The organism is Psychromonas arctica, assembly GCF_036697365.1.
Lineage (GTDB): Bacteria > Pseudomonadota > Gammaproteobacteria > Enterobacterales > Psychromonadaceae > Psychromonas > Psychromonas arctica_A.
This window is the reverse complement of the sequence record NZ_JBAHZA010000005.1, coordinates 24355-36638: the sequence shown is the minus strand read 5'-3', so window position 1 is coordinate 36638 and position 12284 is coordinate 24355. Positions and strand designations below refer to the sequence as shown.

Below are 12284 nucleotides of genomic sequence, written 5' to 3'. Positions count from 1 at the left end.
TATCATCTATCATCTATCATTTAACCTAATAAAATCGAATCTATTGAAATAGTTGAATGATTAAAATGGTTTTTCTGGTCTTATTGATACAACGCCTGACAAGGATGAATAAATTGGTCACTCAACCGGAGAAAACTATGAGTAAATGGAAGAAAGTATCGTTAATTGTTATCGGTATATTAATATGTATTTCATTCTTTTTTACTAGAATTGTAACTTATATTGTACAAGGAGCAGAACAAGCACAAGGTGAAACTGATTTACGCTTTACTGAAATTAGTACTGATTTTACACATCAATCAGACTTTGTTGCAGGTTTACCTTTTATGGCGTTATCTACCATTGATATAGATAATGATAATATTGATGAGATCTTTGTTGGTGGTGGTATTGGTCAACAAGATAGCTTACAAAAGTATGTTAATAATAGCTTGGTGAGTTTACCAACACAGGGCTGGTTTGATAAAGCGAATGATGACCCTACTTATGGGGCAGCTTCCATTGATGTTAATAATGATGGGCGGGTAGATCTATTTGTTGCTCGAAGTAGCGGCGTTTACCTTTATGAAAATACAGGAGAAGGTTTTATTGGGAAAAGAGTAGAATTTCCTTTAGATAAAAAATCGTTGCCTCTATCAATTTCATTTGGCGATATTAACAACGATGGTGCCGTTGATTTATATGTTTCAAATTATATTCGTCCAGAATACGTTGAAGGTGAAACTATTTTTAATCAAGTTTATGGTGGTATTAGCAACTTACTTTTAAATAATGGTGATAATACTTTTACCGATATTACTAAGTCATCAGGTGTATTTGAGCAACATAATACCTTCACAGCTGTTTTTGTTGATTTAAATAATAATGGATTAAGTGATTTAGTTGTAGCTCAAGATACAGGGTTTGTTCGTGTATTTAAAAATAACGGTGATTTAACATTTGATAGTATTGAATTACCGGTTACTTATAGTTATCCAATGGGCATTGCTGTTAGTGACTATAACAATGATGGGCTATTAGATTTATACTTCAGTAACGTAGGAAAAACCTTACCTGACTTTTTAGTTGTTGGTGATTTAACTGACGATCAAACCTTAAATAAAGACTATATCTTGCTAGAAAATCAAGGTGACTTTAAATTCAAGGATACTGCATTAGCAAATAATGCTGCTAAATATGGATTTGGTTGGGGTCTTGTCTCTTATGACTTTAATAACGATTCTTTAGCTGATTATCTTATTACTCAAAACTATATCCGCTTTCCTGCTGTTGAACACCTAGATCTCTACCCTGGAAACCTATTACAACAATACCAAGATAATACATTTAAGCCGGTCGAAGAAGTGGCAGGCATTGCCAATAAACATTTTGGTGTTACTACTGTCGTTTCAGATTTTAATCAAGACGGTTGGCCTGATGCCGTTATTGGTAATTTAAACGGTAAGTTGCGCGCATTTATTAACAATGGTGGTGAACGCCATTGGTTAAAAGTGCGATTTAAAGACCAAACTCGCTCATTAGGGGCAATTGTGACACTTACTATGGAAAATGGTCAAACCTATACAAACCAGTTTTATAGCAGTGAAGGCTTAGGCTCTGATCAAACGAGTGACCTGTTTTTTGGTTTAGATAATCAAACTAACATTAAGTCTATACAAGTGAGCTACCAAAATGGCAAAACAGTGAGTATTGATTCACCTCAAGTGGATTCCACGATTAACCTTGCTGATTATCAATAATCAACAGTGATATTAAATAAAAGCTTAGCACTTTAAATTATTAATAAGAGAGCATTTTTGTGGATAAAAAAACATATAATATCTTGCTATTAACCGGTATCGCCGGATTTCTTGCTGCTTTATTAGTGGGAATAGGGGAGTTTACTTTACAGTTTTCTCCTCTTGGCGGTTATGAAGCTGAAGGCTATGGTTACTTTGCTAATGTAAGTAAAGACAGGCTAACAATAGGACACTTTTTTAGTACCTTAGCTGCCCCTCTATATATTTTAGGGTATTGGCACTTAGGACAAATGTTTATTAAAGGCGGAAGTAAAGTACATGGTTGGATTATTACTCTACTCGGTGGTTATGCTTTTATGGTCGGTAATGCATGGTTAGGAGGGCGTATTTATTTAGCGCTAACAGCCCATGAAATAGCCGACACAACGGATTCTAATTTTGTTTTGCAATTACAAAGTTTATTAAGTGAGTTTGGCGCACATAACGAACCTTTGGTTAATGCGTTACGTTTAGCAATGGTTGTTGTTTCTATACTTTGGATATGGCGTATTGCATTAGATAAAACCTTATATCCGCGTTGGGTCGCTTTATTTAGTCCAGCAGTTATTTTGGGGGCGATATTTGCTACTTACTTTACTGGTTTAAGTATTGGTGTGTGGTTGTTGCCTGCGGCAATGAACGTTGTGCATTTGATTATATTTTCTATTTCGATTTATGTCGTGCATAGACAATACAAAAAATTAAATTTATAAAAGATGAACGACATGCCAGAAAATGAAAATAAAGGGCTAAATATACTAATCGCCATGGCTATTAAAGCTATTCTATTAGTGTCGCTCAGTACAGGGTTATATGGGGGAATTTCTGTTTCTTATTTAACAGTTACAGGTATTGCCCCTTGTCCATCGGTTATCAACATACCGGCTTGTTATATTGTTAGCATTGGTTATTTGTTAATGCTAATCGCTGCTTCATTTGATCGCAAAAAATATTCCAAATGGCTATTTACCATAGGTTGGACACCAGTAATCTTACTTGCTGTTATAGGTAGTGCACTGGAATTCTCTCAGGGAGATATTTGTCCAAGAAGTGAAATGGGAACGCCACTTTGTTATATCTCATTGAGCTTTGGTGTATTTGTTGCTTTTTTATATTGGCTAAAAACTACTAAGATAAATATTTAAATATTTAAATAGTTAAATAGTTAAAAAAACCAGCGTAAAGCTGGTTTTTTTGAAACCACAAATAAGTGGGGTATTAAATACTTATGGTTGGTAAGGTAGAGAAGATTGATGCAAGATAATACGTACTTTATTATCTTCACATTGTTTAAATACAAAGCTTTTATTTACAAAAATATGGCTGTCATCTTCACCAATGAAATGCACATTACACTGTACTATCGCTAAATCACCATGAAGAATAAAATCTTCTTTGCTGTACCAAACTTTTACCCAAGGTTTAAGTTTAAAACCGTTATCATTTGGAAACTCGCTATTACCACCAACAAAGTAAGAAAGCGCACCTTCTTTAGTAGGGCGGAAAGTTTGTTGACCAAATGTTAAAGTTGGCTTAAATAATACATGACCATTATCGTAGTCATAGCTTTCAGATAACACTTGAAGAGAAAATGCTTGTGCATCGCCACCTTCAGAGTGAACTTTCCCTACTTTAACAACGTTATCACACCAAGTTTGTAGTGCTGTATGTACCATCTCTTTAGTAAACATAATCTATCCATTCTCCTGTATGTGTTTGTTAGGTTTTATAATAATTGACTTAATAAGTCATTGTAATAATTTAATTAAGTGTAACTTAACCAAGTACTGTTTTGTAGAGTCGTTATATTGTACTTTTCGATGATTCTTCATATTTGAATCAAGAGTGCTTATGCATCAGATTTATTAAACGGTTAAAAAGAAAGGTTAAACTAACCTAACGCAGAGGTTAAATATGAATGAATTAAGTCACTTATCAAATATTATGATTAGCTTAGGCTTTCTTTACAAATTTAGCTGTTACCATCATTTCACCAATGCCATCTACCTTGCAGTCAAGTTGATGATCTTTGCCTTCAATTATTCGTTTTATAGTCGCCTTCGTGCCAACCTTAATCACTGTAGAGCTGCCTTTAACTTTAAGGTCTTTAATCATAGTGACTTTATCACCATCATTTAATGGTGTTCCATTACTATCTTTAACTTGTAAAAGTGCTGCTTCTGCAACTTGTTCTGATGGGCTCCATTCATAGGCGCATTCAGGGCATATTAGTAGATTTTGGTCTTCATAGACAAATTCAGAATGACATTTTGGACAAGGAGGATTGGGCATAAGTTTCTCTTTATGTATGAATTTGATACTAATAAATAGTGGTTCTATTTGCGAAAATTACAACGAAGAAATAAGTTATTTTAACAAGTAAAATAGATCAGTTAATTAGTGTGATTGGTATGATACCAATTATATTAAATAAGTGATCTAAATTTTACGCAGGAAAAATGACTGAGTTCAAGGCGTAATTTAAGTTAAATAGTTATTCTATTTGCGAAAATTACAACGAAGAAATAAGTTATTTTAACAAGTAGAATAGATCAGTTAATTAGTGTGATTGGTATGAGTATAAGTCTCAAATTTTAGGCATAAAAAAACCAGCAATAAGCTGGTTAATTTATTTCTTCTCAGTAGAAGAATGGTGCGGAAGGAGAGACTTGAACTGTTACAGCTTGCGCTTTCTTTGGGAGTAGCTGAACCTAATTCTAGCGCGTCTAGCATTTTCGCTACTTTCTAGAATGTGGTTGGGAGAAAAAGATTTGAAGTTAATTTATATAAACTCAAATTTCAGGCATAAAAAAACCAGCAATAAGCTGGTTAATTTATTTCTTCTTAGTAGAAGAATGGTGCGGAAGGAGAGACTTGAACTCTCACACCTTGCGATACTAGAACCTAAATCTAGCGCGTCTACCAATTCCGCCACTTCCGCGAATGTGGCTGGGATAAGAGGATTTGAACCTCTGAATGCCGAGATCAAAACCCGGTGCCTTACCGCTTGGCGATATCCCAGTTGTTATTTTAAGAGTTTACTTCTCTTTAATATTTTATAATTAAATAAAACATTATTTCAAGTTTAACCTTCTTCAAGGATTCTAATTCGTTAGTAACGTATTAGAGAATGTGGCTGGGATAAGAGGATTTGAACCTCTGAATGCCGAGATCAAAACCCGGTGCCTTACCGCTTGGCGATATCCCAATTTTTTATTTTAAAGAGTTGAATTTCTCTGATTGGATTCTTTATTTAATAAAGAATGGTGCGGAAGGAGAGACTTGAACTCTCACACCTTACGATACTAGAACCTAAATCTAGCGCGTCTACCAATTCCGCCACTTCCGCGTAAAGTAAATGGTGGCTACACCGGGATTTGAACCTGGGACCCCATCATTATGAGTGATGTGCTCTAACCAGCTGAGCTATGTAGCCATTTTTTACTTTAATCTTAACTTGCTCTGTAAAACAGTGCGTCGTTTCGATGGGGCGCATTATGCGGATATCGGCGTACCTCGTCAACTAATTTTTAAGAAAAAAAAGGTTTTTTTGTTTATTTGCCTAAATGCTGGTCAAGTTGTTTTTATTTTGTGCAAACATAACTAAAAACCATCTTGTTGTAGAGTTTTCTCTCAATGAAAAAGTTAAACTGAAGGTAATTAAACTCAATGATAGCGAACTATGAAGATATTACACACCTCAGATTGGCATCTTGGCCAGTATTTTATGATGAAAACTCGTGAAAGCGAACATAAAGCATTTTTATCGTGGTTAATTGAGGTAGTCAATAAACAGGAAATTGATGCTGTTATTGTTGCTGGCGATATTTTTGATAGTGCGTCGCCAGCTTCCTATGCTCGAAAGCTTTATGCTGATTTTGTTGTGCAATTACAACAGAGTTTTTGCTCACAGTTAGTTATTGTATCTGGCAATCACGATAGCGTTGCCGTACTTAATGAAAGTAAATCATTGCTAAGTGCTTTAAATGTATCTGTTCTTGCTGGGTTAAGTGATGATTTATCTGAACATCTGATTACGTTAAAAGATAAAGCAGGTGAACAATATGCACTAATGTGCGCGCTGCCGTTTTTACGCGCGAATGATGTCATGCTCAGTGAGCAAGGTAGTTCTGCTGAGCAAAAGCAACAATCGCTACAACAAGGTATTGCCGATACCTATCAATCACTTTATGAGTTAGCAAAAAACAAGATCAAAGCTGACAAGTTATCAGTTGATACTGCGATTATTGCTAGTGGACATTTGACCACCGTTGGTTGCTCTGTATCTGATTCGGTACGTGAAATATATATTGGTACTTTAACTGCCTTTCCTGCAGCTTTATTTCCTAATTTTGATTACATTGCATTAGGTCACTTACATAAAGCGCAACGCGTGCAAAAATCTGACGTGATCCGTTATTGTGGTTCACCTATTCCGTTAAGTTTCGATGAAAGCAAACAAACTAAAAAAGTAAACATCATTGAGTTTATCGATAAAAATGATTTACAGGTTAGTGAGCTTGATATTCCACGTTTTCAGCAGCTACAAATTATTAGTGGCGATCTAGAAATGATCACAGAGCAAATCAATGCGCTTAAAGATTCTTTAAAAGATGAAACCGTTTGGGTGGAAGTAAAATTAAAGCAGGCACAATATATGTCTGATTTACACACATATCTAAGCCAATTAGTGGAAGGCACTACCATTGATATTTTGAAAGTCAGCAGTCCACAAATTAATGAAGCTAATCAATGGCAAGAAAATGATAAAAAAAGCCTAGAGAATGTAACGCCTGTACAGTTGTTTGAGCATCGCCTAGATATTGAAGACAATATAAGTGATGAGCAGAAGCTGCAACTCAAAGGGCTATTTGCTGAAGTGTTATCTGCTGTGGAGCATCAATCATGAAAATTTTATCGTTGCGCTTCAAAAATTTAAACTCCTTAAAAGGGGAGTGGAAAATAGACTTTCAAGATCAAGCTTTTCAAGATAACGCCTTGTTTGTGATCACCGGACAAACAGGGGCTGGTAAAAGTACAATTTTAGATGCGATATGTTTAGCCTTATATCAACAAACACCGCGTTTGGATAAGTTAACACAAAGCAAAAATGAGTTAATGACGCGTGGTACAGGGGATTGTTTAGCAGAAGTTGAGTTTGCCGTTAAAAACAAGGCTTATCGTGTCTATTGGTCACAAAAGCGCGCACGTAATCATGCAGATGGTAACTTGCAAGCTCCTTTATGTGAATTAAGCGAGGTAGCGGGGCAAGTATTAGCGACTAAAAGCAGCGAGGTGTTAAAACAAGTCACTGAGTTAACTGGGCTAGATTTCTCTCGTTTTACTAAATCTATGTTATTAGCGCAGGGTGGTTTTGCTGCATTCTTAAATGCATCGAGTGGTGAGCGAGCTGAGTTACTAGAAGAGTTAACTGGCACAGAGATCTATTGTGAAATAGCACAATATGTTTATCAGCAAAATAAACAGATACAAGCAGAGCTAACACTATTAACAGAGCAAGCAAAAGTGTTGAGTGTATTAGATGAAGGTGATCGAGAAATTTTAATTGAAGAGGTAAAGCATCTCGAAACGAAACAAAAAACCTTAACTAAACAAGCGCAAACCCTAGATAAAGCCTTAGCCTGGCTACAAGAAAATGTTAAATATGAAAAAGCTGTTGTCGATCAAAAGCAAAAAATTGAAAGTATTGAACAGCAAAAAAGAGCCTTTAAAAGCCAAGAGGTAAGCTTAAATAACGCTGAAAAAGCGGAAAAGCTGACTCCGTTTTATGAATCGCAACAATATGCTGTGCAACAACATACAAAAATTAAGGCGCAATTAACTAGTATTGAAGAGAAAAAGGAAGAGAACACCCTTGCTATCGACTCTTTACAGAAAAAGCAGTTACAGCAATCCAGTAGTGTATCGATTCAACAGGAAGAGACAAAACAAGTTATTGATGAAATAAACAAAATCTTAGTACCGTTAGATATTGCCATTACAGATAAAAATGCACAAAACCAAAGTTTACAAACAGAGTTAGCAACCAGACAAAAGCAAGTTGAGCTAAGCCAGCATGAACTTAGCTTAATGCAGAAAAAAGTTGAAGATTTTCAAATTCAACTAAAAGAGAGCCAAGAGAAATTGCAGGACCAAGATTATATACCTGCTTTGAGTGACCGTTTGTCCGGTGTTGCACTGCAATTAGCACAGTTAGATGAGGCAAAGACTAAAGTAGTTAGCGTATCAGCATCTTTAACTGAATTTGAGCACAAAAAACAGTCATTCATATCAGGTAATGAACAAGTAAATCAACAATTACAAACTCTGTTATCAAGTACGACTCCATTACAAGAAAAATTACAACAATTAAGTGATGAGATAATTGCTGCCAATAATACTTTACCGGAAGCTTCGTTAGAAGGTGCCAACCAGTGCTTAATATCATTACAAAGTGAGTTAAAACAGATACACAGCGGGTTGCCTCTATCTGAAAAACTAGACCTGATTGAAGCTGATCTATTTAAAAAGCAAAGTGATCTAGCTCGTTTAGAGAATAGTATTAATAACGATAAAACCCAGTTAAATAATCTTAAGGAAAAAGGTAAAAAACTAGCAGAAGATGTAACCAATACTGAAAAGTTATTAGAGCAAGAACAAATTATTCAAAGCTTAGCGGAACTGAAGCTAAAGGTACAAGAAGATCAGCCATGTCCTTTATGTGGCTCATTATCCCATCCTGCATTGATGAATTATCAAAAGATTGATGTGCCCGAACATCAATTGCGCTTACAACAATTGCAAGAGGCTTTAATTAAAGCAAGATCAGCTTATAGTGAATTAAATGGTCAGTTAAAATCTAAGATTGAACAGTTCAATGAATTACAAGCCTCGCAACAATTACTGTTGACAGATAAAAGTGAAAAACAACAGCTTTGGTTAGCTCATGAATATTTAAAAAATCGTGTATATGATGCAAGTAGCAGTCAGCAGTTAATAGCACTAAGTCAGAATATTGAAAGTAAATACTCAGTTATACAAAGTCAGGTTGAAGCGCTTAGAGTATTACAGCAAAGCCATCTAGAATTAGAAAAGCAGCGACAAAATATTTCAGAACAACAACATAAATTGTCATTAGTACAGCAGCAAAATAACTATCAAGAAAAGACTTTATCTGAACAGATAACAGTTTTATCGCAGGAATTGGTACAAGCTAAACAGAAAGTAGAAACATTACATTCTGAAATTATCGAGGCTTTACCCAAGCAGGTCGTGACACATCATGTATTAGGAACGTTGTTGTTTGATGAACCACAACAATGGATTGAAAAAGCGACTGAGCAAGTTGAGCAATATAAAAGACAATTGCAACATGAACAAAAAATAACAACAGAATTAACCGAGTTAAATCAGCAAGTGCAGCTATTGACACAAGCGTTACAGCAACAACAGCAAACGCTAGATGAAACGAGTGTAAAAGCGAAAACATTAATACAGCAAGTTGAACATTTACAACTGCAAAGAGTTCAGCAATTTGGTGAGCAAAGTGAGCAACAACTGCGTGACAACACTCACGCTAAATTAGTGACGTGCGAAGCACAGCTTGAAAAAATTAATAAAGCATTGCAAATAGAGTTAGATGCAGCGCAAGCAATGAAAGGTGAGATCATACAAATAACAGCCTCCGAAAAGCAATATGCAACAGAAAGCAAAACAAAATCAGAGCAATTTGGAAAAGCATTAGTCGCCTCTTCATTTATCAATGAAGAGGAATATCTAAAGGCTCGCCTAACACCTGAAGAGATGGCAAGCTTGCTGGCACAACGCCAGCAACTACAAGAAGAGCTATTAAAAGAGAATACCCGATTAGAGACCTTGTTAAATCAACAAATTGAGTTGCAAGCCATTAAATTGACGAATAAGTCATTATCGCAAGTGGAAGATGAAATTGTAACGCTAGAGCAACAGTTACAATCACACCAAACAATTTATGCAACTAAATTTGGGCTATTACAATCCGATCAAGCGAACCAAGCCAAACAACAAGAGATTGCTAAACAACAACAGGTAAAAAAACAAACAGCGCAGCACTGGGAGATGCTTAATAAACTGATTGGCTCTGCTGATGGTGCTAAGTTTAGAACCTTTGCACAGGGAGTGACTTTAGATAACCTGGTGTATCTAGCCAATAAAGAGATGGCAAACTTACACCAACGTTATCAATTGCAACGAAATGTTAATCAACCTTTGGCATTACAGGTTATTGATTTATGGCAGGCTAATGCGGTACGTGATGTTAAAACCTTATCGGGTGGTGAAAGTTTCTTAGTGAGCCTTGGTTTAGCGCTAGCCTTATCCAACTTAGTAAGCCATAAAACACAAATTGAATCTTTATTTCTAGATGAAGGATTTGGCACCTTAGATGCTGGCACATTAGAAGTGGCTTTAGAGGCATTAGAGCGGCTAAATGCTAGTGGTAAGCTAATCGGCATTATATCGCACGTAGATGCTTTAAAAGAGCGTATTAACCATCAAATACATGTCACTAAAGGCGCGTCAGCTGGATTTAGCCAATTAGCTGCAGGTTATCGATTTAATACGGATACAGCGAGTAATTAAGCCTTAAGTACATGAATTTAATTATATAATTAATGAGACTCAGAGCAAAGTGAGAGTACCTAAAAGTAGATATTTCTGAGTGCTTAAGTAAAATCAAATAAAAAAGTGTAGGGTAATTATGTTACAGCAGGAAAGGCACAGTAAAATCTTAGCGCTACTCAGCCAGTTAGGGCGAGTTTATGCGGCAGAGTTAAGTGTTCAATTAGGTGTTTCTGAAGATACAGTTCGTAGAGATCTAAAAACACTTGATGAACTTAAGCAACTAAGACGTGTTCACGGTGGAGCATTGCCTTTACAGCATGAAAATCAAGAGTACCGTCAACGTCATGAAGAGGTTGATCCGTTAAAGCAACGTGTTGCATTGGCGGCCATCCCATTAATCAAAGAAGGTGATACGATCCTCATTGATTCTGGAAGTACTTGTCTTCAACTGGCAATGAATTTACCTACTGATTTTAGTTTTACAGTTGTCACTCCTAGTCCGTTAGTAGCAACGAAGCTAATACACCATAATAATATTGAGCTTATTTTATTAGGCGGGAAAATATTTAAACCTGCAGTCATGGCATTAGGTGCTACCACTAATGCCATGCTGAGAAAAATTCACTTCGATAGTTGTTTTCTAGGTGTGTGTGCATTGCATCCTAGTCAAGGTCTAAGCATCAATCATATTGATGAAGCTGAAACGTTAGCGACTATTATTGAGCAATCTGAACAAGTGGTGACATTAGCTTCTCACTTAAAGCTAGGGAAAATGAGTACCTATAAAGTATGTGGAGCGCATAAAATTAACTATTTAGTCACAGATCCTAAATCAGATCCTAAGTTACTTAATTTATTTTCAGAACAAGGTATTGAGATACAACTTTGTGCAGAATAAAAATAAAACGCTAATATGAAAGTGGTCATTAAATGGAATTAATTGCTGTGTTTTGCGATAAATGGGAGTTATTACATAATGTTTAATAAACAAACGGTACTGATAGTTGATGACTCACCTAGTATCTTAAAGATGTTAGCCTCTTGTATCAAAGGCCTATGTCAGATGAAAACTGCACATAGTGGTCGAGAATGTTTAGAGATTGCTGCTCAAATACCACAACCAGACTTAATCTTATTAGATGTATCTATGCCTGAAATGGATGGATACGAAGTATGTGAGCAACTAAAAATGAACCCTGTTACAGCCGCTATTCCTGTTATTTTTGTGACAGGCTTACAGGGGGAGAAAGATGAAGAGAAAGGGTTAATGATTGGAGCCGTTGATTATATTACGAAACCATTTCGTCCTGCGATTGTAGCTGCACGTGTGAGCACACATTTAACCATTAAGTTACAGCAAGATAAGCTTAACCAATTAGCTTTTTATGATCAGCTAACTGGTTTATATAATAGACACTATTTAATGGATGTTGCTAAGCAAAAAATGCAAGCATCCCAACAACAGCAGCATCCGTTATGGGTGTTAATGATCGATGTCGACCACTTTAAATCAATTAATGATAATCATGGTCACTCAGTAGGAGATTTGGTGTTACAGCAAGTTGGAGAAGCGTTAGCAATAGATGATGAAACCGCTGTGACTGCTCGCTCTGGTGGGGAAGAGTTTGTTATCCTCTTTGATCAATGTGAAGATGAAGAAGCCTTTAATAAAGCGATATTGTTATTGGATGCAGTAGAGAGTCTTAATCCACATAAGATTAATGTCACCATTAGTATTGGTATGGCAAAAATATCTGAACAAGATAAAGATTTTGATAGTCTATTAAAACGTGCTGATATAGCGCTATATAAAGCAAAAGAGAATGGCAGAAATAGATTAGAACTTGCTTTTTGATCCTATCCATATTTTTTAAAGAGATAAAAAAACGGCAACCTAGGTTGCCG

9 protein-coding genes and 5 tRNA genes are annotated in these 12284 nt (G+C 35.9%); 7 read left to right on the top strand and 7 right to left on the bottom strand.

Going from position 1 to position 12284, the window contains the following annotated elements; all coding sequences use genetic code 11:
- The first annotated feature begins 137 nt into the window (after nt 1–137).
- Genes V5290_RS06950 through V5290_RS06940 form a run of 3 tightly spaced genes read left to right on the top strand, consistent with a single transcriptional unit; the run spans nt 138 to nt 2923 of the window.
- On the top strand, nt 138–1739 hold the full coding sequence (locus V5290_RS06950) for a VCBS repeat-containing protein (RefSeq protein ID WP_333383243.1): 1602 nt from the start codon (nt 138–140) through the stop codon (nt 1737–1739).
- A 59-nt stretch (nt 1740–1798) separates the two neighbouring features.
- On the top strand, nt 1799–2491 hold the full coding sequence (locus tag V5290_RS06945; protein ID WP_333383239.1) for a DUF6796 family protein: 693 nt from the start codon (nt 1799–1801) through the stop codon (nt 2489–2491).
- A 12-nt stretch (nt 2492–2503) separates the two neighbouring features.
- Entirely contained in the window at nt 2504–2923 is a 420-nt protein-coding gene (locus V5290_RS06940) for a hypothetical protein (protein ID WP_333383236.1), read from the top strand.
- Nucleotides 2924–3004: 81 nt separating this feature from the next.
- On the opposite strand, the gene V5290_RS06935 is transcribed toward V5290_RS06940, so the two are convergent.
- The 7 genes from V5290_RS06935 to V5290_RS06905 form a co-directional block, all read right to left on the bottom strand.
- The gene (locus tag V5290_RS06935; protein WP_333383233.1) at nt 3005–3469 is read right to left on the bottom strand and encodes a hypothetical protein; all 465 of its coding nucleotides are present in this window, start codon (nt 3467–3469) and stop codon (nt 3005–3007) included.
- A gap of 262 nt (nt 3470–3731) precedes the next feature.
- The gene (locus tag V5290_RS06930) at nt 3732–4070 is read right to left on the bottom strand and encodes a zinc ribbon domain-containing protein YjdM (protein WP_333383230.1); all 339 of its coding nucleotides are present in this window, start codon (nt 4068–4070) and stop codon (nt 3732–3734) included.
- Between the two features lie 564 nt (nt 4071–4634).
- A tRNA-Leu gene (locus V5290_RS06925) sits at nt 4635–4719 on the bottom strand.
- A gap of 5 nt (nt 4720–4724) precedes the next feature.
- Nucleotides 4725–4799, bottom strand: a tRNA-Gln gene (locus V5290_RS06920).
- A 112-nt stretch (nt 4800–4911) separates the two neighbouring features.
- Nucleotides 4912–4986 (bottom strand) — tRNA-Gln (locus tag V5290_RS06915).
- A 56-nt stretch (nt 4987–5042) separates the two neighbouring features.
- Nucleotides 5043–5127, bottom strand: a tRNA-Leu gene (locus tag V5290_RS06910).
- A gap of 10 nt (nt 5128–5137) precedes the next feature.
- A tRNA-Met gene (locus V5290_RS06905) sits at nt 5138–5214 on the bottom strand.
- 246 nt (nt 5215–5460) lie between these two features.
- Here V5290_RS06905 and sbcD point away from each other — a divergent pair.
- From sbcD to V5290_RS06885, 4 genes are all read left to right on the top strand, one after another.
- Nucleotides 5461–6687 carry an exonuclease subunit SbcD gene (gene sbcD, locus V5290_RS06900; protein ID WP_333383227.1) on the top strand — a complete coding sequence of 409 codons (1227 nt, stop codon included), beginning with the start codon at nt 5461–5463 and terminating at the stop codon, nt 6685–6687.
- A complete protein-coding gene (locus V5290_RS06895; protein ID WP_333383224.1) occupies nt 6684–10397 on the top strand; it encodes an AAA family ATPase in 3714 nt (1237 codons plus the stop codon). The genes sbcD and V5290_RS06895 overlap by 4 nt, the downstream gene beginning before the upstream one ends.
- Before the next feature lie 118 nt (nt 10398–10515).
- Complete coding sequence (locus V5290_RS06890) at nt 10516–11277, top strand: DeoR/GlpR family DNA-binding transcription regulator (RefSeq protein ID WP_333383221.1); 762 nt, start codon at nt 10516–10518, stop codon at nt 11275–11277.
- Nucleotides 11278–11355: 78 nt separating this feature from the next.
- Entirely contained in the window at nt 11356–12234 is an 879-nt protein-coding gene (locus V5290_RS06885; RefSeq protein WP_333383218.1) for a diguanylate cyclase, read from the top strand.
- The last annotated feature ends 50 nt before the right edge of the window (nt 12235–12284 follow it).

Coding starts and splice junctions, on each gene's coding strand:
- V5290_RS06950 (WP_333383243.1), top strand. CDS start 138: ATGAGTAAATGGAAGAAAGTATCGTTAATTGTTATCGGTATATTAATA.
- V5290_RS06940 (WP_333383236.1), top strand. CDS start 2,504: ATGCCAGAAAATGAAAATAAAGGGCTAAATATACTAATCGCCATGGCT.
- V5290_RS06935 (WP_333383233.1), bottom strand. CDS start 3,469: ATGTTTACTAAAGAGATGGTACATACAGCACTACAAACTTGGTGTGAT.
- V5290_RS06930 (WP_333383230.1), bottom strand. CDS start 4,070: ATGCCCAATCCTCCTTGTCCAAAATGTCATTCTGAATTTGTCTATGAA.
- sbcD (WP_333383227.1), top strand. CDS start 5,461: ATGAAGATATTACACACCTCAGATTGGCATCTTGGCCAGTATTTTATG.
- V5290_RS06895 (WP_333383224.1), top strand. CDS start 6,684: ATGAAAATTTTATCGTTGCGCTTCAAAAATTTAAACTCCTTAAAAGGG.
- V5290_RS06890 (WP_333383221.1), top strand. CDS start 10,516: ATGTTACAGCAGGAAAGGCACAGTAAAATCTTAGCGCTACTCAGCCAG.
- V5290_RS06885 (WP_333383218.1), top strand. CDS start 11,356: ATGTTTAATAAACAAACGGTACTGATAGTTGATGACTCACCTAGTATC.